The organism is Paenibacillus sp. FSL R7-0210, assembly GCF_038009085.1.
Taxonomy (GTDB): domain Bacteria; phylum Bacillota; class Bacilli; order Paenibacillales; family Paenibacillaceae; genus Paenibacillus_AQ; species Paenibacillus_AQ silagei.
Genome location: NZ_JBBPAR010000001.1, coordinates 6,791,013 through 6,816,376, shown reverse-complemented (window position 1 = coordinate 6,816,376; position 25,364 = coordinate 6,791,013). Strand labels below are relative to the sequence as shown.

Annotated in this window: 22 protein-coding genes and 1 riboswitch; of the genes, 7 read left to right on the top strand and 15 right to left on the bottom strand. The window is 54.2% G+C overall.

The features are described 5' to 3' along the window. Positions 1 to 109: 109 nt before the first annotated feature. Positions 110 to 1,408: a nucleobase:cation symporter-2 family protein gene (locus tag MKY64_RS29035; RefSeq protein WP_036722743.1), complete on the bottom strand. Its 1,299-nt coding sequence runs from the start codon at positions 1,406 to 1,408 to the stop codon at positions 110 to 112. Then, positions 1,402 to 2,007: a xanthine phosphoribosyltransferase gene (locus MKY64_RS29030; RefSeq protein WP_036722745.1), complete on the bottom strand. Its 606-nt coding sequence runs from the start codon at positions 2,005 to 2,007 to the stop codon at positions 1,402 to 1,404. The genes MKY64_RS29035 and MKY64_RS29030 overlap by 7 nt, the downstream gene beginning before the upstream one ends. Before the next feature lie 183 nt (positions 2,008 to 2,190). Continuing rightward, positions 2,191 to 2,294, bottom strand: a riboswitch (purine riboswitch). A gap of 245 nt (positions 2,295 to 2,539) precedes the next feature. On the opposite strand from MKY64_RS29030, the gene MKY64_RS29025 reads away from it, so the two are divergent. The 4 genes from MKY64_RS29025 to MKY64_RS29010 all read left to right on the top strand — a co-directional run bounded on the left by MKY64_RS29025 (position 2,540) and on the right by MKY64_RS29010 (position 8,799). After that, a complete protein-coding gene (locus MKY64_RS29025; RefSeq protein WP_340957316.1) occupies positions 2,540 to 6,145 on the top strand; it encodes a response regulator in 3,606 nt (1,201 codons plus the stop codon). Between the two features lie 8 nt (positions 6,146 to 6,153). After that, positions 6,154 to 7,329 (top strand): ATP-binding response regulator, encoded by a 1,176-nt coding sequence (locus MKY64_RS29020; RefSeq protein ID WP_340957314.1) that lies wholly within the window; start codon positions 6,154 to 6,156, stop codon positions 7,327 to 7,329. A 146-nt stretch (positions 7,330 to 7,475) separates the two neighbouring features. Continuing rightward, positions 7,476 to 8,336 carry a helix-turn-helix domain-containing protein gene (locus MKY64_RS29015; protein ID WP_340957313.1) on the top strand — a complete coding sequence of 287 codons (861 nt, stop codon included), beginning with the start codon at positions 7,476 to 7,478 and terminating at the stop codon, positions 8,334 to 8,336. Between the two features lie 79 nt (positions 8,337 to 8,415). Next, entirely contained in the window at positions 8,416 to 8,799 is a 384-nt protein-coding gene (locus MKY64_RS29010) for a VOC family protein (protein ID WP_340957310.1), read from the top strand. A gap of 67 nt (positions 8,800 to 8,866) precedes the next feature. On the opposite strand, the gene MKY64_RS29005 is transcribed toward MKY64_RS29010, so the two are convergent. The 3 genes from MKY64_RS29005 to MKY64_RS28995 all read right to left on the bottom strand — a co-directional run bounded on the left by MKY64_RS29005 (position 8,867) and on the right by MKY64_RS28995 (position 12,106). Then, on the bottom strand, positions 8,867 to 9,793 hold the full coding sequence (locus MKY64_RS29005; RefSeq protein ID WP_340957309.1) for an AEC family transporter: 927 nt from the start codon (positions 9,791 to 9,793) through the stop codon (positions 8,867 to 8,869). Positions 9,794 to 10,040: 247 nt separating this feature from the next. Continuing rightward, positions 10,041 to 10,523 carry a transcription elongation factor GreA gene (greA, locus tag MKY64_RS29000; protein WP_036691918.1) on the bottom strand — a complete coding sequence of 161 codons (483 nt, stop codon included), beginning with the start codon at positions 10,521 to 10,523 and terminating at the stop codon, positions 10,041 to 10,043. A gap of 116 nt (positions 10,524 to 10,639) precedes the next feature. Further along, positions 10,640 to 12,106 carry an MDR family MFS transporter gene (locus tag MKY64_RS28995; RefSeq protein ID WP_340957307.1) on the bottom strand — a complete coding sequence of 489 codons (1,467 nt, stop codon included), beginning with the start codon at positions 12,104 to 12,106 and terminating at the stop codon, positions 10,640 to 10,642. A 225-nt stretch (positions 12,107 to 12,331) separates the two neighbouring features. Between MKY64_RS28995 and MKY64_RS28990 the strand changes: the two genes are divergently transcribed. The 3 genes from MKY64_RS28990 to MKY64_RS28980 all read left to right on the top strand — a co-directional run bounded on the left by MKY64_RS28990 (position 12,332) and on the right by MKY64_RS28980 (position 14,795). Then, positions 12,332 to 12,763: a MarR family winged helix-turn-helix transcriptional regulator gene (locus MKY64_RS28990; RefSeq protein ID WP_036722756.1), complete on the top strand. Its 432-nt coding sequence runs from the start codon at positions 12,332 to 12,334 to the stop codon at positions 12,761 to 12,763. A gap of 96 nt (positions 12,764 to 12,859) precedes the next feature. Next, positions 12,860 to 14,029 carry an ATP-grasp domain-containing protein gene (locus MKY64_RS28985; protein WP_340957305.1) on the top strand — a complete coding sequence of 390 codons (1,170 nt, stop codon included), beginning with the start codon at positions 12,860 to 12,862 and terminating at the stop codon, positions 14,027 to 14,029. A 13-nt stretch (positions 14,030 to 14,042) separates the two neighbouring features. Continuing rightward, positions 14,043 to 14,795, top strand: a complete 753-nt coding sequence (locus MKY64_RS28980; protein ID WP_340957302.1) for an esterase family protein — start codon at positions 14,043 to 14,045, stop codon at positions 14,793 to 14,795. Positions 14,796 to 14,896: 101 nt separating this feature from the next. On the opposite strand, the gene MKY64_RS28975 is transcribed toward MKY64_RS28980, so the two are convergent. The 10 genes from MKY64_RS28975 to MKY64_RS28930 form a co-directional block, all read right to left on the bottom strand. Continuing rightward, on the bottom strand, positions 14,897 to 15,184 hold the full coding sequence (locus MKY64_RS28975) for a DUF6509 family protein (RefSeq protein ID WP_076081434.1): 288 nt from the start codon (positions 15,182 to 15,184) through the stop codon (positions 14,897 to 14,899). A gap of 33 nt (positions 15,185 to 15,217) precedes the next feature. Then, complete coding sequence (gene rlmN / locus MKY64_RS28970; protein WP_340957299.1) at positions 15,218 to 16,306, bottom strand: 23S rRNA (adenine(2503)-C(2))-methyltransferase RlmN; 1,089 nt, start codon at positions 16,304 to 16,306, stop codon at positions 15,218 to 15,220. 192 nt (positions 16,307 to 16,498) lie between these two features. Next, a complete protein-coding gene (locus MKY64_RS28965) occupies positions 16,499 to 16,855 on the bottom strand; it encodes a nucleotide excision repair endonuclease (RefSeq protein WP_036722768.1) in 357 nt (118 codons plus the stop codon). A gap of 211 nt (positions 16,856 to 17,066) precedes the next feature. After that, entirely contained in the window at positions 17,067 to 18,254 is a 1,188-nt protein-coding gene (locus tag MKY64_RS28960; RefSeq protein ID WP_340957297.1) for a nitric oxide synthase oxygenase, read from the bottom strand. 47 nt (positions 18,255 to 18,301) lie between these two features. Further along, positions 18,302 to 19,150, bottom strand: coding sequence for an EcsC family protein (locus MKY64_RS28955; RefSeq protein ID WP_209868730.1), 849 nt, complete (start codon positions 19,148 to 19,150; stop codon positions 18,302 to 18,304). 162 nt (positions 19,151 to 19,312) lie between these two features. Next, positions 19,313 to 19,594: a hypothetical protein gene (locus MKY64_RS28950; protein WP_340957294.1), complete on the bottom strand. Its 282-nt coding sequence runs from the start codon at positions 19,592 to 19,594 to the stop codon at positions 19,313 to 19,315. A 560-nt stretch (positions 19,595 to 20,154) separates the two neighbouring features. Further along, on the bottom strand, positions 20,155 to 21,576 hold the full coding sequence (locus tag MKY64_RS28945; RefSeq protein ID WP_340957292.1) for a hypothetical protein: 1,422 nt from the start codon (positions 21,574 to 21,576) through the stop codon (positions 20,155 to 20,157). Between the two features lie 161 nt (positions 21,577 to 21,737). Beyond that, a complete protein-coding gene (locus tag MKY64_RS28940) occupies positions 21,738 to 22,283 on the bottom strand; it encodes a hypothetical protein (RefSeq protein WP_036722773.1) in 546 nt (181 codons plus the stop codon). A gap of 77 nt (positions 22,284 to 22,360) precedes the next feature. Continuing rightward, positions 22,361 to 24,352 carry an FAD-dependent oxidoreductase gene (locus MKY64_RS28935; RefSeq protein ID WP_209868738.1) on the bottom strand — a complete coding sequence of 664 codons (1,992 nt, stop codon included), beginning with the start codon at positions 24,350 to 24,352 and terminating at the stop codon, positions 22,361 to 22,363. A gap of 139 nt (positions 24,353 to 24,491) precedes the next feature. Continuing rightward, positions 24,492 to 25,313, bottom strand: a complete 822-nt coding sequence (locus MKY64_RS28930) for a MerR family transcriptional regulator (protein ID WP_339252206.1) — start codon at positions 25,311 to 25,313, stop codon at positions 24,492 to 24,494. Positions 25,314 to 25,364: the final 51 nt, after the last annotated feature.

Here is a 25,364-nt window from a genome sequence, read left to right as displayed (position 1 = left end):
TTGTATAAATTATACAACAGGCTCCGTTCATATGAAGCAAAAAAAAGCCGAGTTCCATTTATTTCGGAATCGGCTGTTCATCTTATTAGAGCTACGCGGATGGAATATTTTACTTCGTTTCCGGAGCGGCTGCGGCAGGAACCGCACTCTCCTGGGTCTTCGACAAGAAGATATTCAGAATGATCGCTGTCAGCGACCCGGACACGATTCCGTTCTGCAGCAGCATCCGAGCGAATTCCGGCAGCTGGTCGAACATGGACGGAAGCACTGCAGAGCCGAGGCCCACCGCGATGCTGCAGGCAGCGATCAGCAGATTGCCGTCCTTGCGCAGATCCACATCGGACAGAATCGACATGCCGGAAGCAGCGACCGAGCCGAACATGACAATCATCGCCCCGCCCAGCACCGCATTCGGCACCACTGTAGTCAGTGCCGCCAGCTTAGGCAGCAGACCAAGTACGATCATAATTCCGCCTGCTGCAAAAATAACATTCCGCGTCTTCACCCGCGTTAGCGACAGTAAGCCGACATTCTGGGAGAATGCGGTGTACGGGAAGGCATTGAACAGGCCGCCCAGCATGATGGCCAGTCCCTCAGAACGCAGGCCGTTCACGATCTGCTTCTGCTCCACCTGCTGGTCCGTCGCCTTACCAACGGCAAAATAGACCCCGGTCGATTCGACCATAGACACGATATTCACGATAATCATTGTGAAGATTGCGGTGATGCTGAACTGCGGCCAGCCGAAGTAGAACGGCTGTGCAACGCTGACCCAGGAGGCTGTGGTCACGGTAGAGAAATGCACGATGCCCATGCCATAGCCGATTACTGTACCCACTACAAGTCCTACCAGCACCGATACGGAACGCAGGAACCCTGTAGTCAGCCGGTTCACGGCCAGAATAACGAGCAGAGTAATCAGAGCCAGCAGCAGATTGCGGGGCTGCCCGAAGTCGGCGCTTCCCTGGCCGCCGGCCACATTATTCATCGCAACAGGAATCAGCGACAGCCCGATAATTGTGACTACCGAGCCGGTGACCACGGTCGGGAAGAACTTCAGCAGCTTCCCGTACACCGGGGCTGCCAGCACCACGAACAACCCGGAGATAATGATCGCGCCGTAAGCTGTCGCCAGATTGGAGCCTGAAGCGATGGCGATAATCGGGCTGACCGCCGTGAAGGTACAGCCGAGCACCACCGGCAGCCCGCTCCCGAAATATTTGCTGCCCATAATCTGCAGCAGGGTCGCCAGCCCGCAGGTGAACAGATCCGCTGCTATCAGATACGCCATCTGCGTACCGTTCAAATTGAGTGCTCCCCCGACAACCAGCGGTACAATGACCGCTCCGGCATACATCGCCAGTACATGCTGAAGCCCTAGGGCCAGTATCTTCTGTTTGCTTAACATCCTGCACGCTCCTTGATTAATCCTTCATTATCTATGAAATGAATCTCACCCGGCGACATGGAAGCAATCCGTGCCAGGGAATACACCGGAACTCCGCGCTGCTCCAGCAGACCGCGTCCCTCCTGGAAGCTCTTCTCAATGACACAGCCGACCCCGGCCAGCTGCGCCCCGGACTCTGCTACGATATCGCATAGCCCTACAAGCGCCGCGCCGGTAGCCAGGAAATCGTCAACGATCAATACGGTATCGTCCGGCCCGAGATATTTCTGTGAGATGCTGATCTGGTAGTCCTCTTGACGGGTGAAGGAGTGAACCGGTGCCGAATACACCGCTTCGGACAAGGTGACTGCCTTCTTCTTCTTGGCATAGATGAACGGCACGCCCAGCGCAATTCCCGCCGCCATGGCGAACTGGATGCCGCTGGCCTCCACAGTCAGCACCTTGGTGATCTGCCGGTCCCCGAAGACCGCTGCAAATTCCTTCCCGATCGCAAGCGTCAGCGCCGTGTCTACCTGATGGTTCAGAAATGAGTCCACTTTCAGTACAGTCTCCGATAGAATTAAGCCCTCTTGTCTAATGCGTTCTTCCAATACTTTCATTACAGCGGATCTTCCTCCTTAGAAATAAAAAAGACAGATAAAATAAAAAGGACAGATTCCCTGAGTGTTTCTCTCAAGTGAATCTGTCCTTCTGGGTTTTTGTCCCTTGGTGGTGTAACACATATACGTGTCCGCATCGCTTGGACCAGTCTTTCCCGTGCCGCAGTACAAGAAACGGAACCCTAGATGCGCTATTTCACTCATAGTCGGATAATTACAGTGGCTATCCGGTAGAAACTTATGGGCCATATTCCCAAGATTATATGAGTTATATGAAATCTGTTATAAGAAATCTAATATGAAGCATGTCTGTTATCTTACACGCTCTACCCGCTGCTTACAAGCAAAATTTTAAGTAAATTGCGGTGATTTCAAAGTTTTCATGAAACCTCCTGCAAAAGCGGGCCCGCCTCCGGGAAGCCTTGTAAATTTTAGGTTTAAGGTGTTTTCTTCATGTCTTCTATATCACTGAAGCTCCATAAAAGCTATAATTATATAGCTAAACATTCTAACTGAACAAAGGCGGCGAACAATGAGAATAAAACAACAGGTTTGGTTAGCAACTTCAGCTACTATACTGCTGTTAGGCAGTATGATTACTATATCTTTCCTCTTTATGGAGGGAGGCTCGCGCCTGCTTGCAGCAGGATTAGGCGCAGGCGGCATTCTGGTCAGTATTGGACTTCTTTACAGTATCGGACGGAATGTTGACCGCGGCCTGAAGCAGATCAAGGAGATCTCGCAGGATATCGCCGCAGACCGTCTCAACCCTGCGGCGGCGGCTACTGTGCGGACGGATGAATTCGGGCAGCTGGCCGCTTCCTTTTTCAGGCTGGCGGCTGACCTTCACCATAGAACCGCCGATGAGCGCGAGCTGCGGCTTAGAGCCGAAGAACAGGCCTGGATTAATACCCAGGTATCTGAGATGGCGCTGCTGCTTCAAGGCTCTGTCCAGCTGAGGACGGCCTCGCGTGTGTTCATCGGCAGGCTGGCTACCGCTGTCGGCGGAAGCTACGGGGCGGTCTATCTGAAGCAGGGCGGTCAGCTGAACTTCGCGGCCGGCTATGCCTTCGATGATTCCGCCGGACAGCAGGAGTCCATACCACTGGGCAGCGGCCTGGTCGGACAATGCGCACTCGATGGGCAGATGATTGTTCTGCAGGATCTTCCAGAGCATTATATCAAGGTCCGTTCCAGTCTGGGGGAGGCTGCGCCTGCCTCACTGATTATAGTTCCTATTAAGCATGAGCAGGAAATTGTTGCTGTCATGGAGCTGGCGGCACTACGCCCGTTCAGCTCCAAGGAGATGCAGCTGATTGAACGCACCGGACAGAATATGGGCGTGCTGATTAATACACTGGCGGATGTCGCCCGGATCGAAGATCTGTTGAGTGAGACTCAGCTGCAGAAGGATGAACTGGAAGCCCAGACGGAAGAACTGACCGCCCAGACCCAGGAACTGGAAGCCCAGACCGAAGAGCTGATGGCCCAGACAGAGGAGCTGCGCCTGCAGACCGACCAGTTACAGGACCAGAAGACTGAACTGGAGGCGCAGTCCGAGAGCCTGCTGACCTCCAATGAACAGCTTCAGACACAAATGAAGCTCACAGAGGCCCAGAAGGACGAGATTGAAGCCCAGACGGAGGAACTGCGGCAGCAGACGGAAGAGCTGCATGCCTCCAACCTGGAATTGCAGAATCAGATGGAGATCTCCCGCCGGCAAACCATGGAGATCAAGGCCCAGGCCGACGAGATCTCTGCGGCAAACCGCGATATGCAGAAGCAGCTTCAAATCACCGAAATGCAAAAGTCCGAGATCGCAGATCAGGCCGAGGAGCTGCAAGCCCAGACGAGTGAATTGCTGGAGCAGAAGGAGCAGCTTCAGGCCCAGACAGAAGAGCTTCAGTCTCAGACGGAGGAGCTTCAGGCCCAGACCGATACATTGCAAACTCAGGCCGATGAACTGCTGATCCAGAAGGAGGAGCTGGCTGCCTCCCATGATCAGCTGCTGCTTCAAGTCGAGCTTACTGAGAAGCAGAAGGAGGAGATCCAGGCACAGGCGCAGGAGATCTTCATGGCCGCGCAGTACAAATCGGAATTCCTGGCCAATGTCTCCCATGAGCTGCGCACGCCGCTGAACAGCCTGCTGATCCTCTCGCAGATTCTTGCCGAGAACAAGGACGGCAATCTGGAAGCGAAGCAGCTGGAATACGTTCATACGATCTTCTCGGCAGGCAAGGATCTCCTGCAGCTGATCGATGAGATTCTCGATCTGGCGAAGCTGGAGGTCGGCAAAATGACCCCTGTCATCGAGCCGGTCTCCCCACAGGATCTCAGCAATCATGTCTTCCGCCACTTCGAACAGCAGGCCAAGAAGAAGAACCTGCGGTTCGATGTCCATTCCGACAACCGGCTGCCGGATTATCTGATGACCGACGGTCACAGATTGCAGCAGGTCTTGAATAATCTGTTATCCAACGCCATCAAATTCACACCGGAGCAAGGCTCCGTCTCCCTGTCGATCCGCACCAGCGGCGAAGAGGTCATCTTCGCCGTCAGCGATACCGGTATCGGCATTGCCGCCTCCAAGCTGGAGAGTATCTTCGAGGCGTTCCAGCAGGCAGACGGCACCACCAGCCGCAAATACGGCGGCACCGGTCTCGGCCTCACGATCTGCCGGGAGCTGGCTACCCTGCTGGGCGGAAGAATTGAGGTGGATTCCGTGGAAGGCAAGGGCAGCACCTTCTCCCTCATTATTCCCGCTGTGGAACCGGGAGAGGATGCCCAGACCCTTGCTGCCGCAGCCTATTCAGCAGCAGCCTCTCCGGAGATTCCAGCTTCCGATCCTATCCGCCGTGAGAATCCGGCCTTCCGCGAGTCCTTCGTGCCCGACATTTCCATCTCTAATCCGAAGCTGCTGCAATATGCGGAAATGGATGATGACCGCAGCAATTTGCTAAGCGGGGATATTACCCTGCTGATTATCGAGGAGGACGCCGAATTCGCCGCCCGGCTGCTGGAGCTGGCGCGCAGCCGGGGCTTCAAGGCCATCGTCGCCTTCCAGGGCGATCAGGGGCTTGCCCTGGCCCATGCCTACAAGCCTGATGCAATCCTGCTGGATCTGCATCTTCCCGTTCTGGACGGCTGGTCCATTATCAGCCGCCTGAAGAGCCGGCCGGAGCTGCGGCATATCCCTGTGCATGTGATTTCAACAGCCGAGGAGAACCAACAGAGCCTGTCGATGGGCGCTTTATCCTTCTGGAAGAAGCCGAATGATTATGCAGAGCTGGAAGCAGCCTTTCTCCAGATTGAGACTTATATCCGCCGTCCGGTGAAGAGTCTGCTGATTGTCGAAGACAACAAGGTTCTGCGCGGCAGTCTTGTCGAATTCATCGCCCATCCCGATGTGAACATTATTGCAGTGGGCACCGGAAGAGAAGCGATGGAGCATCTGGCCAGCCATCATTTTGACTGTATGGTGCTGGACCTGGGTCTCTCGGATATTTCCGGCTTCGACCTGCTGGAGCAGGTCAAGACCAACCGCAAGCTGCAGACCCTGCCGGTGATTATTTATACAGGCAAGGATCTCAGCAAGACAGATGAGCAGCGCCTTAAGCACTACGCCGAGAGTATTGTGATCAAGAACGTGCGTTCAATGGAACGTCTCTATGACGATACGGCCCTCTACCTCCACCGCAAGCATGCAGACCTGCCTTTGGATAAGCAGCGCCTGATCGAGAACCTGCATAATCCGGAGTCCGCTTTTGCCGGGAAAAGCATTCTGCTTGTGGATGATGATATGCGTAATATTTTTGCGTTATCCAGTGTGCTGGAAGGTTATAATATGGAGATCAGCTTTGCCCAGAATGGCAGAGAAGCCCTGGAGCATCTGGAGACCCACCCGGGCGTAGAGCTGATATTCATGGATATTATGATGCCGGAGATGGATGGTTACGAGACGATGAAGCATATCCGGCTAAACCCAGACTATGATCAGATCGTCATTATTGCGCTGACCGCCCGCGCCTTGGAGGAAGACCGGGTCAAATGCCTCGAAGCTGGGGCGAGCGATTATATATCCAAACCAATTAATACCACACAGCTGGTGAGAGTGCTGAAATTATGGTTGATTCAATAGGAGGCAGCATGGAGTATCCGATTAATATTTTGGTTGTAGATGACCGGGCAGACGAGTTCCTGTCCATTCAGGCATTGCTGGCCGATTCGCCCTACCGGCTGGTTCAAGCCCTCTCGGGCATGGATGCTCTGAAATGTCTGCTGGAGCAGGAATTTGCCCTGATCATTATGGATGTGCTCATGCCTGGCATGAACGGATTTGAAACGGCGAAACGGATTAAGATGCGTCAGAAGTCACGGGATATCCCTATTATTTTCTTAACCTCGCTGACCTCAGAGCTGGAGAACTATATGTTGGCTTACTCGGCCGGGGCCATTGACTATCTGACCAAGCCGTTTCATCCGACCGTGTTAAAAAGCAAGATTGACGGCTTCGTCCGTCTCTACCAGACCCGCAAGGAGCTGCAGCTCAAAACGCAGGAGCTGGAGAAGGCCAACGGCATCCTGACCGAGCTGAAGGAGACGGCCGAGTTGGCGTTACGGATCAAGAGCGGCTTCCTTGCCATGATGAGCCATGAGATCCGCACCCCGCTGAACGGGATTATTGCCATGTCGGATGTGCTTCGTTCCTCCGAGCTGTCCGCTGACGACCAGGAGATGGCCGAAATCATTCATACCAGCGGTCACGCGCTTGTCTCTGTCATTACGCACATCCTGGACTTCACCAAGATCGAATCCGGTAAAATGGAGCTGGATTACGAGCTGTTCAATCTTCACTCCTGCATCAAAGAAACGGTCGATCTGTTCAGGGCTCTGGCGAAAGAACGCAGCCTGACCCTGGAGACCTCTATTGATTCTGACATTCCTGCCCTGCTTATCGGTGACCCCAACCGTCTGCGCCAGGTACTGAATAACCTGATCGGCAATGCCATCAAGTTCACGATCACCGGCGGCGTCAAAGTGCATGTCCATCTCCGGCAGGCTATGGATAAGCTGCTGGAGCTGGAATTCATTATTGAAGATACCGGCATTGGCATTCCAGCGGATAAGATGAACTATCTGTTCCAGCCGTTCACCCAGATCGGAGCCACCATCAACCGCAAGTTCGGCGGAACCGGCCTCGGGCTGTCCATCTGCAAAATGCTGGTCGACCTCATGGGCGGAACGATCTATGCCAAGCCGGGTCTAGTGGGCGGAGCTACCTTCATCTTCACCATCCAGGTCGCTGAAGGCCAGCCGGATTGAGGCTTCGCCCTATTGTTCAGCATGAAGCAGCCTCACTGTATACAAGAAGCTCCCCCTTCAGATCATGAAGAGGGAGCTTCTTTGTTATTGCTGTGGACTATTGTAGAATGGAGTGGACCAACTGTGGAAGGGGATGAACTCTATAGATGGGAACCTCCAGATTCCCTTTGTTCCAGCGTAATTTCGTTCTGCAGGCGCAAAGTACAACTCATCATTGGGAAGGCACCGGCCCCCTTTCGATCAAGACATTTCGGAATGGCCGGGCCTATTACAAAACAAAACTCGGCCATTATGCTGTTGAGCGAGAGGGCTACCTCCTGTTAAATGAAGGGGAGCAGTACGCTATAGCCATTGAGTCAGAAACCGAAGTCGACTCTTTTTGTGTATTTTTCAAGACTGGCTTTGCTGAAGAGGTTCATAGAGCCGTTCATTTAGGAATAGAGAAGTCCTTAGACGATCCATTTTCAGAAACAACGCACCCGTTGCAATTTCACACCAAGTCATACCGCAATAGTCATTTGATAACTCCACTTCTCGAGAACTTCAAGAATTCCTTACCTGCACTCGGTAGCGAGAATCTCTGGGTCGATGAACAATATCAAAATCTAATTCAAGCAATGCTTAACGTCCACCAGAAGATGGCTCAAGAAATTAATACCGTCCCCGGCACGCGCCAGGCCACCAGGGAGGAGCTGTTCAGGCGGTTGACCGTAGCATACGAGTACTTACATGCGTATTACAACCAAAACGTGTCCCTTGAAGAAGTCTCAAAGGTCTCATGTCTCTCTAAAAACCATCTGATCCGCAACTTCCGCCACTTTTTCAAAAGAACGCCACACCAGTTCATCCTCGAAAAAAGGATACTTGAAGCACAGCGTCTCCTTGCTCAAACGGAGAGTAGTATAACCGAGATTAGCCTAAGTATTGGCTTCGACAATGTCACTTCCTTCAATAAGGTGTTTAAACAAAGAACGGGATTATCGCCCCAGATGTTTAGAAAAAAGTGATTTTGGAAAAGCACTGAATCAGCTGAACATGTTACATTTACTGCGTGGAAATTACAATTGAACAAGGGAGCGATATTATATGAATTCAGAATTTCAAATTAAAGGAATCGGGCAAATATCTATTCGGGTACATGACATTGAGGCAGCCACCCGGTTCTATCAAGATACTCTAGGCCTAAATCTGTTATTTCAGATCCCAAACATGACTTTCCTGGAGTGTAACGGACTGCAGATGGTCTTGAGTATTGCTGAAGACCCGCGGTTCGATCATCCCAGCTCGGTGTTCTATTTCCAAGTAGACAATATACACGCATCGTACGAAACGTTAGTCGGGCGGAATGTACATTTCCTGGACAAGCCGCATAAAGTGGCTGAGATGGGTCAAACCGCAACCTGGATGACGTTCTTTCAGGACCCCGATCAAAATGTACATGCACTAATGAGTGAAGTGCCTGTGTCTTAATAATTACTTCCGGGGGGGCGCTATTGCCCCTCTATTCGGTTATTCGCATACATTCAGCTCGCGCACCCTATCCCCCCACCACCGCAATCAGCACCGGCAGGACCAGGAAGGAGGCTAGCGTCGTCCAGACGATACAGCGCGAGACCAGCGCAGGCGAGCTGCCGAAGCGTTCGGCCAGGACGACGGAATTGACAGCCACCGGCATGGAAGCCAGGATCAGCAGCACCGAGAACAGGGTGCCTGTGATGTTCAGGGCGAGCAGCACCAGCGCGGCCAGCAGCGGAGCCAGCACCAGCCGGACGGTCAGCCCCGTCCAGAAGGCCAGCTGCACATTGCGCTCCGTGTGCGCGGCTCTGACCTTCACCATCTGTGCGCCGAGAATCGCCAGCACAACCGGCGAATACGCACCGGCGACCATTGACACTCCCGAAGCCAGCTCATGCGGCATATGCAGGCCAAGCGCCCGCAGCAGCAGCGCCAGGATGGCGGCGTAGATGGCCGGCAGCGAGAAGACTGACTTCAACGCGCTGCGCACGGAGAACTGTGACCGGGCGGCAAAATACACGCCGATCGTATTCACGATTACCATCTGGGCGATGACATAGACCGATGCCTTGTCCAGGCCCAGCTGGCCGAAGGCCAGCAGCACCAGCGGCAGGCCATAATTGACGCTGTTCGTAAAGGTGGAGATGAGCGTAAGACCGGCGGCCTCCGGCGGAGCCAGCTTCAGCATTTTACCGATTAGGGTTGCCACACCCCACAGCAGAAACAGGTTCATGAGCGAGAAGGCCAGTGTCTTATAGACATCATCGAAGGAGATATCCGCCGTAGCCAGCGTGTCCAGAATAATAGCCGGACTGAGAAAATACAGGTACAGCGTCAGCAGAGGCTTCGTATCGAGCTGCTTATACCGTCCAAGCAGCGCTCCGGCGGCCACCGGAATGGACAGCGGTACGATGACCTCAACAAGTGTCGTGAGTACAGTCTGAATCACAAGCCAGGACTCCTCTATGTAGTAGTTATTTTCTACTATAACCCTCCTTGGCAGGGAGCGTCTAAGACAAGGAAGCAATATCCTTGATAGCAATTGCCTATGACTCCCGCCGCGTGCAGACAAAATAACCCCACAAAGTGGAGCTTTAGCGTAGGTGTTGACTCAGGTACTTTGCGGGGACCCCAAAACATAAAAAAAATCCCGCACCCTTAAATTAAGGGCCACGGGATTCCGGTTAGGTCTTCTTTTACAGCATTTTGATCTCAAGCAGCTCGTATTTGATGATCCCCATCGGGGCATTGACGCTGATGATATCGCCTACCTTTTTGCCGATCAGCTCTTTGCCGAGCGGGCTCTCGTAGGAAATCTTGTTGTCCAGTACATCGGCTTCCGCCGGGCCAACCACTCTATATTCAATCTTCTCCGAGTACTCCACATCGTTGAGGATAACGATGCAGCCTACGCTGACTGTACTCAGATCCATATTGCTGGCATCCACGATCTGCGCCTTGATCAGCATCTTCTCCAGAATCATAATGCGGGTCTCCATGAAGGATTGATCCTCCTTGGCGGAGTGGTATTCGCTGTTCTCCTTCAGATCGCCGTAGCTGATCGCCAGCTTAAGCCGGGCTGCAAGCTCCTTGCGCCCTGCTCCCTTCAGTTCCCTCAGCTCTTCCTCCAGCTTGGCCAAGCCTTCTTTGGTCAAAAATACTTCGTCATTATTAGACATGTATACAACTCCTATTATTTGCTCACTTTATAGTATTCTAACTCATAATCGCCCAACATGCGAAGAGAAAGCGCTATAACGCATTATAAAGGAGTATTTACGCCAGAGTCCCGGCTTCAAGCCTCTGCCTGCGGAGCAGGGGCCGCTGCAGGCTTGCCGCTGCCGCTTCTCAGGAGAAAGGTCAGCGGAATAGCCAGCAGCCCCACTGCCGTAGCGATCAGGAAAATATCCTGCACGCCCATCGTCATCCCCTGCGCCTTCAACAGAGAACCGGCTGCCCGGGCTGGCCCATCCGCCAGCTCCTGCTGGTGGGCCAGCGATCTGGAAGCGAGCAGCGAGCTGAATACGGCAATGGATAAGGCACCTGTAGCCTGGCGGACCCAGTTGGTCACGGAGGAGGCGTGGCCGGTGATGGCCCTTGGCACCGCCGACATTCCGGCATTGGTCACCGGCATAAAGGCCAGCGCAATGCCGACATTGCGCACCGCCATAAGCACCGCGACACGGGTATGGGTCACGGCCAGCGTGATGTGGGCAAGTTCCCAGGTTGAAGCGCTCAGCAGCAGAATGCCGCCCAGGATCAGCCAGAACGGTCCGATCCGGGAGTACAGCTTGCCGACCACCGGTGACAGTACAGCCATCACGATGGAGCCTGGCAACAGCACCAGCGCAGTCTTCAGCGGGGTAGACTGCTGGATATCCTGCAGGAATACCGGGATCAGGAAGGTCCCCGAGTATAACGCAACGGTAATAATACAGTTGATGATCAGGCTGTAGGTGAACCGGCTCTGCCGGAATACCTTCAGATTCAGCAGCGGCTCCTGGATCGACAGCTCCCTGCGGATGAAATACGTTAAGGCCGCCGCCCCAACCAGCAGCAAGGTCAGGGTATTCCATGACGTCCAGCCCCAGGCGCCCCCTTTATTGAACGCCAGAATAATGAAGGCGCTGCTTAGAATGACTGTGACGAAGCCCGGCAGATCAAAGCTTCTGCTCCCGGTGTTCTGCCGCTGGAAGGGCAGGCACTTGAGCGCTACGCCAATGGCAATCAGGCCAATCGGCAGATTGATTACGAACAGCGATTTCCAGCCGAAATATCCGGTCAGCCAGCCGCCGAGTGTCGGGCCGAAGGCAGGTGCCAGCATCGAGGACAGGCTCCAGAGACTCATGGCGAAGGCCTGCTTTTCTTTTTCGATAAACTGATAAATCATCGTCATGGTGGTAGGGATGATCAGGCCGCCGAATATTCCCTGGATAATGCGGAAGGTAATCAGTGAATGAATATTCCAGGCCACCGTACACAGTGCCGAGAACAAGGTGAAGCCCGACAGGGCGAATACGTAGAGAAGCTTATAGCTCCATTTATCCCCGAAATAACCCACCACAGGTGCAATGACGCCGGTAGCCAGCAGATAGCCGGTAATCATCCACTGTACGGTGCTGATCCCGGCGTGGAAGTCCTTCAGGAAGACCGGGAACGCTACGTTAATGGTGGTTGTACTGAGAATAGCCATGAAATTGCCGAAAAAGATGGCCAGAATAATCAGCCAGAATGATGAATGTTTTGCCGCCGGACTGCTCAAGGGCGCTCTCTCCTCTATTTTGCGGTTCACCCCAATATAGGTGTATGATACAATTAATTTAATATATGTGTATTATACAACTATATGTTTGAAAGTCAATGTGACTTATTTCATGATTCTTTCATAACAAGGCGGCAATATCCGGTGACTTAGCATAAGGCCGGTGTTATCACTTATACTAGGGAGACATATGACAAAGTAACCGGTAAAGGACGGAATCTAACTATGGCTGATAAACAGAAGGATAAGCACCTCGAAGCTCTGAACCAGGAGCTGATCACGCTGATCCGCCTTGGCTCGCTGGATAAGAAGCATGGCGGGCTGGACCGCTCCTCGTATACCCTGCTCCACCATCTGTCGATACACGACAAGGTAGGCGTTAAGGCGCTTGCCGAACAATTCGGCCTCGACACCTCTACCATCAGCAGGCAGACAAGTGTCCTGGAGGCGAAGAACTATGTGGAACGGGTGCCTGATCCGCAGGATGGGCGCTCCAGCTATTTTCAGCTTACTGCGCTTGGTGCACAGACCTTCGCCGAGGCCCGGGACATCCGGCTTGCGCGCTACGGGGAGATCTTCGGGGATTGGTCCCCGGAGGACTGCGGACTCTTCAGCGGGCTGCTCGCCCGGCTCAACCGCACCCTGCAGCCAAAATAGCACGAAGAGGATTGACGGATGCTGGCGAAGCTGGTAGATTAAATTAATCATACAAAACAACTCGGAATTATATTTTAGCCAAAGGGGCCGGTCTGCATGAACTTTATTTTCTTTTCCCCGCATTTCCCCAAGAACAGCGCTGAATTCTGTACACATCTGCGGGAGCAGGGAGCCACGGTGCTTGGGATTGGCGATGCAGCCTATGACCAGCTGGAGGACAAGCTGAAATCGGCATTGACCGAGTACTATAGGGTAAGCAACCTCGAGAGCTACGAGGAGATTCTGCGGGCTGTCGGTTATTTCACCCATAAGTACGGCAAGATTGACCGCTTCGAGTCGCTGAATGAATACTGGCTGGAGCAGGATGCCGCGATCCGTACGGACTTCAACATCTACGGCACTAAATCGGATTTCGTCCATAATCTGAAGCAGAAGTCCAAGATGAAGGAATTTTTCCGCAAAAGCGGGGTAAGCACCGTCCAGTTCTCCACCGGCACAACGCGTGAGAGCGTCGAGAGCTTCATCCAGAGCGCCGGCTTCCCGCTGGTGGTGAAGCCCGATCTCGGCTCCGGGGCCAGTAACACGTATAAGATCAATAACGAAGAGGAGCTCCAGCACTTTTTTGACACGAAGCCGGAGGATGTAGCCTTCATTATTGAGGAATTCATAGACGGGGTCATCCTCACCTATGACGGGCTGGTGGACAGGGACGGGAATGTGCGCTTCGCGGTCAGCCACCTGTTCGAGAACAGTGTGATGGATGTCGTCAATACGGACAATCACCTCTACTACTTCTGTCTGCGGGAGATCAGTCCAGAGGTCGAGGAGGCGGGCCGGAGCATTTTGCAGGCTTTTGACATCCGGGAACGGTTCTTCCATATCGAGCTGTTCAAATCGCACAAGGATGGCCGGATCATTGCCCTGGAAGTAAATATGCGCCCGCCCGGCGCTTGGATGACTGATGCGATTAACTTCGCCTATGATGTGAATGTGTATAAGGAATGGGCCAGCATGGTTGTGCATAATGAGGTCGGCGGTCCATACGAAGGCAAATATTGTACCGGCTATGCCAGCCGCAAGAATCATAAGCATTACGCTCACAGCCATGAGGACATCTACCATGCATTCGGCGGGAAGATCGTCAATTATGACGAGATTGAAGAGGTCTTCAGCAGAGCAATGGGCAACCGCGCTTATCAGTTCCGTTCACCCGAGCTTTCGGAGGTCAGAGACATTAGAGGCTATATTCAACAAGAAGAGGGATAGGATGTGTTAACGGATGAGGATAAGCTACCATAAGGAGTACAGCCACAACCTGGGCAGAGACATGGAGTATAAAATTTACGGCCACGCCGGCAAACCGATGCTCGTCTTCCCCACCTCGCTTGGACGCTTTTATCAATATGAGGATTCGGGCATGATCGATACGCTCTCGTCCTTCATTGAAGCGGGCAAGCTGCAGATCTGGGCCTGCGACAGTCTGGACGAGGAGACCTTCTTCTCCACTCACTGGAACAACGAGGACCGGATACACCGTCATGAGCAATATGACAAATATATCGCGCATGAGCTGATTCCCGGCATCCTCCATGAGAGCAAGCACAACAACGGCGGGACCGACCAGCACATTCTGATCTCCGGCTGCTCGATGGGCGCTTATTACAGCGCCAGCTTCTTTTTCCGTTATCCGCACTATTTCGATACCTTGATCGCCCTGAGCGGCGTCTACTCCACCTACTACTTCTTCGGCGACTATATGAGCGGGAACGTCTATCTTAATTCACCGCTGCATTACCTGCCGGGCCTGACGGATGAGCATTATCTGAACCAGTACCGCAACAGCACAATTATCGTCTGTGTCGGTCAAGGGGCGTATGAGGATGAGATGCTGCATGAGACCCGGCTGCTTCAGGAGGTGCTGGGGCAGAAGGGCATTCCGGCCAGGATTGATTACTGGGGCCATGATGTCAGCCATGACTGGCCGTGGTGGAACAAGCAGATCCATTATTATGTGGAAGGCTGCCTGGGCTAGGGAAGCTGGGGCTTGAACGCGAATCTATTTGTAGATTTGCACAAAAAAAGGAACTGCTGAAATCAGCAGTTCCTCTTTCTTAAGACCGTTGCCGCCCTGTCCTATGCAGGAACATGCTCCGAACAGAATTGAAGCAGCGCGGCTTCCTCATCTTCTTCCATATCGAAATCGAGCAGCTGGCCTGACGAGGTCTCCAGCAGATCGTAGCTGACAATGCTTGTCTGCTCTTCTTCCACTTTGACAATCACGCGGGCGGACACGCCGTTCTCCACGTACAGCTCATCATCCTCCGGCACATCAATATTCACGACGAACTCATATCGCTTGCCGCTTAGGATATTAAATGGATCTCTTACGTTCTCCACGGTGTAGCTTGTAAATGTCAACAAGTTGCATTCCTCATTTCTCAATTCACTGCCAGATTATTGTAACACAGTATCTGCGGCTTTGCCTTTGGTCTTCTTGATCTGCTTGCTGCGCAGCTGTCCGCAGGCCGCATCAATATCGACGCCCTGCTCCAGCCGGGTGCTGACACTGACACCCTGCTTCTTCAGCGTATCGAAGAAGGCACGCACCGACTCCCGACTGCTCCGCTGATACTGGCTATGCTCATCCACGGGATTATACGGAATCAGGTTGACGTTCGCCAATTGGCGGCGGTCTCCGATTAACGCAGCCAGCTCCAGCGCATGCTCCTCGCGGTCATTGATATCCTTGAGCAGGATATACTCCAGCGTGATTCTCCGGTTCGTCTTCTCCAGATAGTAATCAATCGCCGGCATTAACTTCTCTATAGGAATCGCCCGGTTAATCTTCATAATCTGTGTCCGCAGCTCATTATTCGGGGCATGCAGCGAGATCGCCAGATTGACCTGCATATTGGCGTCGGCGAATTCTCTGATTTTGTCCGCCAGACCGCTGGTGGATACGGTGATTCCTTTGCCGGCAATCGCCAGACCCTTGTGATCCTTGATGGTAATCAGGAAGTTCAGCAGATGCCGGAAGTTATCGAACGGCTCGCCGATCCCCATAACCACGACATGGGTGACCTTCTGGCCCAGACCAGCCTGATCCAGATAATGCTGGACCTTCATAATCTGCTCCACGATCTCGCCGCTGGTCAGGTCCCGGCTCTTCGCCAGCAGCCCGCTTGCACAGAAGCTGCACCCGATATTACAGCCGACCTGAGTGGTGACACATACGGACAAGCCGTACTTCTGCCGCATCATCACTGTCTCAATCAGGTTGCCGTCCTGGAGGCGGAAGAGGAACTTCACCGTACCGTCGGCCGATTCCTGCTTGACATGCTCTTCCATCGTCTGAAACACATAATGCTCTTCCAGCAGCTCTATGCATTCCTGATTCATTCCGTCCATCTCGGCGAAGCTGGTGATCCGCTTGCGATACAGCCATTCCCAGACAGCAGCGGCCCGGGATTTCTTGTGGCCATGCTCCAGCAGCCATGCCGTCAATTGCTCCAAGGTCAATCCATAAATGGATTCTTTATTCATTTCATATCCTCTTTTCAAAACATTAAAGTTCAATCTATCTATTCTACCTTGACAGGGACATTAGCAGCAACAATACCTTATTGTCTCAAATTTCGTTTATTAAAACAAGAGGAAAACGCTGCGGAGTTGGGTGCTTGAAGCAGGAAAAATAAAAAGCGCAGTCCGCAGGGACCACGCCTTTTCCATCAAACCTTATTTATACAGAACCTTCTCGACATTGTACTTCGCGCGAAGCTTGTTCACGATGTAGGTCTCATAAATCTCTCTGTCCACCGGATCTTCGACGAGGCAGACTTCGATGCGGGTAACCTCATCACGGTGGGGCTTCATCACGGATACATTATCCTCGAAATGCTTCTTGATCCGCGGTCTTAGCTTGCGGGCCTTGCCCACAAACAACAGCTCGTCCTGATCATTGTAGAACATGAAGATGCCGCCGGCTTCGCGGGTAATCAGGTGGAAATCGGTGAATCCGTAAATATGGCTCAGCTCAGGGTTAGCTTGCTTGTAAATAATAACTTCCGGTGACGGAATGGTAATGCTGATCATTAAGCTTCACTTCCTCATTGGATATAGAAATAAATAGTATCACAGAAAGGGTAACATGACTATTTCTATCTTGTGCAGATTGACTCATAGGTTACTTGCGCTTCGGCTTCAATTCCGGCATGCCTAGCGTAAGCGCCATATTGCACAGCATCGAATTAGCCAGGAAGGTGCTCACCTTCACCTCAGGATGCGCAAACCCGGCAGCTATTGATCAATCACTCTTCATGGACTGATGAAAAGGGCAACCCTTCACTTCTGCACCCTCAGCGCCATGCTGCTGAGAATCAGCCTCCTTCTTCCGGTAGACGAAGCGCGGGCTTAGCTGCAAATCACGCAGCTTGTTGTCATTCCAGATCGGCGTGGAGGAAGGCGACATCGGCGGAATCAGCCAGCCCCACTTGCCTGACACTTCCCGACCCTGCTGCTGCTCCTGTTCCTGGAAGCGGACGAACTGGTCTGCGGCTGTATGATGATCCACAATACTGACCCCTGCCTGCTTGAAGGAATGGAGGACCGCCCGGTTCAGTTCCAGTAGGGCCCGGTCTTTCCACAGCGAGGTGTTCGTAGAGCGGTCCAGGCCCAGAAGATCAGCCACCGCAGGCAGGCGGTTGTAGCGGTCCGTATCGCCGAAATTCCGCGAGCCGATCTCCGTCTCCATGTACCAGCCGTTAAATGGCGCTGCCGGATAACGGATGCCGCCGATCTCCAGGCACATGTCCGAGACAATCGGAACGGAATACCAGCGCAGGCCCAGCTCCGTGAACTGCGGGATCTCCGGGTGGCTGAGCGGCACCTCCTGTACAAGTCCTGCCGGGATAGGGAAGCAGCGGGGTTCCTCCCCGCCGATGCTGATTACGAGCGGCAGAATGTCGAAATCCCCGCCCGTGCCCTGCCAGCCCAGCTTAAGGCAGACGGCGGTGAATTCATCCGAAGCCGGATCACCGGCACGCGGATGCTCACCGTCCCCGGGATAACCGGCATAGCGGATCAACTGATGATTCCAGATCCGGATAGCACGGCCTTGCTCCTCTTCACTGCGGAAGACGGTAATGACCGACCGGATACGGCCGCCGTTATTCGCATGTTTCATATGATGCAGCAGCGCCTCCGCGACCTCCGCTACTGTCTCTGCTCTGCGGGCGTCAATCACATCTAGGGAATGCCAAAACAGTCTTCCGATGCAGCGGCTGTTATGACGCCAGGCCATCCTTGCCCCGTGCGCCAGCTCTTCTCCCGTGTGCCTGTATGTACCTGTGCGCTGCAACTCTTCGCGTATGTCCGCCAGACGCAGGTCCCGTTCATCCTCTGTTAACCCCAGTTCCTGATAGCAGGCCGTAATGAAAGACTCCGCCTGCCCGATCAACTCCTGAGTGTTATGCTGTGGAGCTGTGTGTTTCATCTTCTCTCTCCTATCCATGCGTGCCCTGCTGCAGTACCCTCAGCGTATCATCTCTGTTCCAGCTCTGCCAGCCTGGAGATAATCCGTCTTTTGCGGTAGAGCATCCGCGCAGCCTCTGTGACCTCTTCCAGCGTCTTGCGGTTGAGGTATGCGCCGAAGAACATGCCTGCAACCGGAACGGTTTGGAGCAGCTTTTTCCAGCCCCAATTGTCGCGGTATACAGTTACTACCTCCTTCCAGCCCTGAATCCTTGATACGGTCTCCTGGGTCGCGGCGAGAATATTGCCGTCCCCGCCTGCCTGCAGATTCAGCTCCTTCAGCAGCGTGCGCTTTCCGACCACATCGGAGGAGGCGAACTGCATCACCTTCACGGTGAAGATCCGCTCGGCCTTATCGGTCGGATCGTAGCCATAACACAAGCCGATCTCCTGGATCGCCTTCAAGGAGAGGCCCAGGACAGCCGGAATATCGGCAGCCAGTGTGAAAATCCCGCCGAAGCCCGTAGTCGCCCCCTGGGCCGTAGCCGTATTCCGGCTCCGCTCCGCGAGCTTCAGTGCCGCTGCATCCATGACAGCCAGCGGGAACGGCCCAGTAGAGGGAGCGCCCGCCGCCCGGCTTGTCTCTTCCATCAGCCTGCCCACCTTGCGCCCGGCCACCAGATAGTTACCGCCGTTCTGGATGTAGCCGCCCAGTTCATCGAGCAGCCGGCCCACCTTATCGTGGATAACCTTTGGCGTAATTGCATCTAGCAGCTTGAACGGCAACCGGGTAATCCGGTCCCAGATCATCAGCCTATTCTGCTCTTTCTCCCACCTGGTAATTTCCTTAAGCGCAGCATGCAGCATCTCCGGTGTCTCCGGAGGACTCCATGAATCAGTGTTATCCGCTTCCGGCATAGATATGTACCTCCTCTGAATGGTCTCGTCATTACCTTATAACCTATTTCCCGGCAAATGATTGCACAAGCTCCCCCCATTGCCCCTCGGGTACCATTAAAAGCAAACAGGCACCCCGGATCAACTCCGGGAATGCCTGTTCAACATAGCCTGTTTCAGGCTCTAATCCTGGGACTCGACAACCTGCCCATCCAGCGAAGACAATCTGCGCTTCTCTTCCTCCAGTCTCTCTTGGACCAGCTCTACCCCTTGTTTCCCGACCGAACCTTCCGGGGCATGGCGCACGGCTTCCTCAGCGTGCTCCAGGCTGTTCTCTGCCTGCTCCATCATCTGCCCGGTCGGATGACTCGAAGCCTGGGTTACAGCATTGTGCAGCTTCGTCACCGCATCGTGCGCCTGATCCACCGTGCTGTTGGTGCGCAGACTAGATTCGTAATGCTTCATATTATACTTCCCCCTCCATCACAATGTCCGTTCTTCTGTAGGATGGATTAGGGAAGGAAATCTTATGCGGATTGTAGGCGCGGGGTTCACCCGGAACGAATATTTATCTGGTTGTGGCGGGCAGCAACTGGTGCTACGTGTGATTTGGGGGGACAGGCTGATTTCTGGAAATAACGGCGCTGGGGTCCGTATGCGCACGGGCGGGTGGAGGTGATTGTCCCCTTTTCGCACACTCTTGTTCCATGCGGACCGTACGGACGTTATTACTCTCAAAACCGTGGCCTTTCGCTCCATGCGGACTAGAGAGACCTTATCCCTCCATATGCAAGGCCGAATTGGGCCAAATGAGAGCAATAAAGGCTCTGGAGTCCGCATGGGTTCGAAAACAGGCTGGTTTCTGGAAATAACGGCGCTGGGGTCCGTACGTACCTGAGTGGAGGAGGTTATGAAGTTTACAACGCTCAGGTCTGTGTGTACTGGAGTGGTGGTGGCTAGGGAATAACGGCGCTAGGGTCCGTATGCGCCCAAGCCGGTGGAGGGTATGGTACCTTAAGCGGTGCCTACACTAGGAACATGGCGACAATGGTCATTGCCGTAAGGCCCAGCAGGACCGGCTTCAGATTGCGCCGGGCCAGCTCGAACGGGCTGACGCCGCAGATCGCAGCGGCGGGAATGAGCGCCCACGGGATCAGGGTGCCGCCGCCGACCCAGATGGCGGCCACCTGCCCAAGGGCGGTCAGCGTTGCCGCGCCGGAGTGGATCGCGGCGGCGAACAGCCCGGCAATCGAGCCGGCCAGCGAGATGCCGGAGAATCCGGAGCCGTCGAGGCCGGTAATCGCCCCGATTACCGTCAGCGTTACGGCTCCCACCACCCCGTTCAGCGGCACGTGATTCGCCAGGGCCACGCCCAGGTCGTTCACGATGCCGTGCGAGCCGTCCGGCAGCACCTTGCCGTACAGCTCAGTGAAGGCGGCGTCGCCCAGATAGAAGAAGGCGGCAATCGGGATGACCGGCCCGAAGACCTTGAAGCCGAAGGTAAATCCTTCGATAAGATAGGCGGTGATCTTCTCCAGGCCCTGCCCCTGGCCGCGATGGGCCAGCAGGGTAATGACAATCAGGATCAGCACGGCGGTTCCCCCGACCAGCGCGGTAGCATCTCCACCTTGCAGGTGAAGCACGAACATGCCGATCACATCCAGCAGGAAGAGCAGCGGAATGGCGATCGCCAGCCCTTTGCGCAGACGGTCACTCATGAGCACTGGCTGGGCATCATCCGTCCCCGCATCAGCCGGCGGCTCTGCTGCTCCCGGGGAAGCGACCAGGCCGTCTCTCCAGGTGCCATTCTTCTGGTCGCGCTTCATCATCCAGAATGCGCTCACCGTCGTGACTATCCCCATCACAGCAACCAGGGGGATACTGGCTTGCATCACGCTAGACACTGGAAGACCAGCGGCATCCGCCGTCAGCTTCGGAGCGCCTTGAATAATATAATCGCCGGAGAGGGCGATCCCGTGCCCGAACAGGTTCATGGCTACCGCTGCGCCCAGCGTAGGCAGACCGACCCGGACCGCCACCGGCAGCAGAACCGCCCCGACCAGCGCTACCGCAGGGGACGGCCAGAAGAAGAACGAGGTCACCATCATAATCAGTCCGATTCCCCAGTAGGCCATCGCCGGTGTGCGCAGGAACCGGGTGAGCGGCGATACCATCGTCTCGTTGATGCCTGTTATAATCAGAATCCGGCTCATCGCCACGATAATGGAGATAATCATTATGGTGCCGAGCAGCTCCTTGGTTGCATAGACAAAAGAATTAAAGATCCCCGACACCGACCCGCTAAGCGTCGCCGTCGCCAGCAGCCCGAGCGCCAGAATCCCGGTCACACAGATCATTGTCGTATCACGCCGCTTGATCAGCAGCGCCAGAATGAACACAATAAACACCAGATACACCCAATGAATCGCAGTAAGCTGGATACCCATTAGCCATGCGCCCCCTTTCCACTTACAAATAGCAAGCAGGTGCTATATGCTATGCAGGAGGATAGGCCATTGTTCGCCTCCGGGACGCGCAGGACCTTACAAAAAGACCCCTGCCTCCACCTCATATGGATTCAGGGATCTTATTTGCGGATTACACTCTGTTACCGGTGCCTGCCTGCTCTTCTGGCCCGGAGGAACGCTAGCTGCTTCAGTCTGTCCTGATCGTATAAGCTGCCCGCGATTTCCGGTTGCCCGGTATGTAGATGGGTAATCTCCTGTACGGCTGCTGGTCTGGGGGCGGCAGGAAGAAGGGAGGAGGTTCCGTCCCTGTGAACGATCAGACTATGGCCGGGTGAGGATTGCGGCTCGCGCACATACTCGTCAAGATAGCCATACACCTTACGCTGCATCACAGGATCTTTGCTCATCTGCTGCAGAATATTCGGAGCGATTATAAGCTCCCGCTGATCACTCCGGTCTCCTGCGCCGGTCTTCTCCCCCTTGCTGCCGTCTTTGGCTACCGCCATAATGCGGACGGACAGACTGTACCTTGCCTTGATTCTGCGTGCCTGTTCCTCAATTGCCGCTCCCACAGCTGCCATCATCTCCGGGAAGCTGAGCGAAGATGAACCGGCAGAAGTATGGTCCGCCTGTTGCGGTGAGCGGGTCAGCGAAGCGGCGTTGATTCGTGATATGGGAATATACATCGGACGCTCCTCTTCTCGCGCGTAAAGTTCAGGACAACTCTTTATCGGCAAAAAGAGGAAAATTACTTATAAAGAAGCTATTCCTTAGCCAATGCGCCCGCTGCCGCATCCTCGCCGCCAAGCCGCCCGGAGGTGAAGGAGTAGCCCAGTCCAACGCCGTTGCCTACATAGGTATCATTGAAAAGCACCCCTTCGGACTCCACGCCCACGGCGTACAGCCCTTTGACCGGCAGACGCTTATCATTCAGCACCTGGAACTTGGTATTGACCAGCAGACCGCCTACTGAACAGAGGTTGTTGATCTCGGCAATAACGGCGTAATACGGCCCGCTGCTGCCCATAGGAACCAGATATTCCTTCGCCTTGCCGAACTCCGTATCGGTGCCCGTCTTCGCTGCTTCCTCATAGAGCTTGAACTCAGCGGTAAATACTTCAGGGTCCATCCCTGCATTCTTCGCCAGCTCCTCAAGTGTATTGCCCTTGAAGCCGTCGCCGTTCGCTACCATGGATTCGAAGACTTTATCGGCATCCTTCCATGGCTGCTCCAGTGTGAACTTGTCTGTATAGGAGGCATAGAATTCCGGCGGCATGCCCGGAAGCTTAGGTGCCTGAACCCCCTTCATCCCCTTGGCCTTAAGGGCATCCAGCTGCGCCTGCGAGACAATCACCAGATGATATGCTCCGTTAAAAGCACTGGTATTCGCTGCCGCAACCGCTGTAAGCGTCGCCGCTTCATCTCTGAATCTCGCGCCCGAAGGGCCGACATTCATCAGGGTTGGCAGGTAAGACAGCATCATCGGATAGCTGGCTTCAAACGGCTCATACTGCGTCTTCAGCTTGTCTGTAGCTCTGGCCAGCGTCTGGTGCAGCATCTGCCCGCCGAAGTTGTCCGGCACCTTCGCGCCGATCTCCCAGGACATCTTCAGCCCTTCACCGATGTTCTGCCCAAGCCCGCCATTGACGCCTTCGAAGCCAAAGGCTTCCTTAACCATCTCTTTATTCCCGGCATACCCGCCGGTAGCCATTACAACGCTTGCCCCTGCAATCTCCAGCGTTGTTCCGTCAGACTTCTTGGCCACGACTCCGGTCACCTCTCCATTAGCGCCAGTCATCAGCTTCTGCGCGGTGGCCTCCGTGATCACCTGTCCGCCGCCCTTCTCTACGGATGCTGCAAGCATCTTGCGCAGCAGCTCCTGGCGGGTCTCATAAGGAGGCAGCATATGGAGCTGTTCCCCGGCGAAGTTCAGGAAGGTGGTGGTGTAGCCCTTGCCGGTCAGCCAGTCATAGGTCTCGCCCGACTTCGTAACGTATTGGCGGATCGCCGCCGCATCCACACGCCAGTGATTGTTCACGATCCAGTCGGCAATTTCCTTCTCGACTTCTACTTTCAGCCCGCTGCTTAGCGCGGCCGAGGAGTTGTAGAATTTGCCCGCCCAGGACAGGTTGCTCGCGCCGCCGATCGTCGCTGTTTTCTCGATCAGGATCACCTTCGCGCCCTTATCAGCTGCCGATACCGCTGCCGACACACCGGACGCACCTGCACCAACCACGACCACATCTGCGGACAGCTGCTCGGTCTTGCCTTCTCCCGATTTCACTACAGCCTTTGTTTTAAAAGCCTCCACATTGCCGCCCGCCTGCTTAAGCGCATCCTCCACAGCGGTCAGAATCGCCTTGCTGGACTCGGACGCACCGCTGACGGCATCAATATTCAGGGTCTGGCCGGATAGAATCTCCTCCTTGACCTTGTTGATCGCCTCTACCCCGATTCCGGCGGTTTCGTTCTGGCTGACCACATTGATTCCGGTAATGACCGAATGATCGTCAAGAGTTACCTCAACCTGAATCTTGCCATCCTTGCCTTCAGCCTCTGCTTTATAGGTTCCCGCTTTGAAGTCTGCCGGTACAGCACTTGTATCCGCTGGCTGTGACGCCTGCGGCGAAGCGGACGGCTGCTCTGAAGCTGCCGGTGCGGCGGAATTGTTACCGCTGCAGCCGCTTAGTAGCGACAGGACCAATACCAGACATACGGTGATTAGGAACACTCGTTTTGTTGCTTGCTTACGCATCAATTTCTCCCCCTGTGTGGTTAATGCAGCCCCGTTTCTCTCTAATGGGACTGTTGACTACCGCACAAAGTGTAAACCTTGGTACTGTACCAAGGTCAATGAACAATATGTGAAACTTTTCTCAAAGTAAGATGAACGCTTACTCCGCTTCAACCGGAATATTAATCTCCAGATACGTTTTGCTGCCGTTACCCGTGCGCTCAGTGAACAGGATTTTACCGCTGATATCCCCGCTAATCTTATAATTCCTTGCCTGCACATACTCTAGCATGAACCCGAAGGCCCCCCGCTCCAGGTAATCCTCGTGGCCGCTGACAATGACGGCAGAGATGCAGGTAGCCGGCTCCAGAACCTCCACGCTGTCGTTCAAGTTAACGCCAAGCTTCACCTGATCCTCTGCAAGCAGGCCAAGTCCCCAGCTATACTCCAGCTCCCCTAGTCCACAGACGCATTCGCCTGCCTTATTCTCAACCCGGAAGGAATAAAAGGTGAACGGCAGCAGCTCCATCCATGCCTGGACCGTGTCTTTGATATCCTCCTTTTGCAGCAAATGATTCTTGTTCGTCTGCTGAATCCGATACATGCCGGGCACCTGCTTCATCTTGCACGTATATAGAGATGCGCTAACCTCCGCCAGCTCCGCCTGAATCTCCTGAATCTTGCCGAGCAGCAGCCTGCTGCGCCGGATCTCCTCCTCCAGCTGCATACCCGCGGCAGCAATCGATTCCATCACTTGCTCACACGGCGCGTCCTTAATCAATCCGGCTACATCCTGAAGCGGAATCTGCATGCTCCGGTACCATCTGCTCGTCAATAGATTCCGCGCATCCAAATCATTGAAATACCTGTAGTTATTATGATGATCCTTCATCGGCCGGACAATATCATGTTTCTCATATAAGCGCAGTGTATCTGCCGTCACTCCAAGAATGGATGCAAATTCACCGATCGAATACTTCATCAGCAGCCCCCCAGCTTACTTGATCGCATACGCTCATGCCTGTCGTTCATG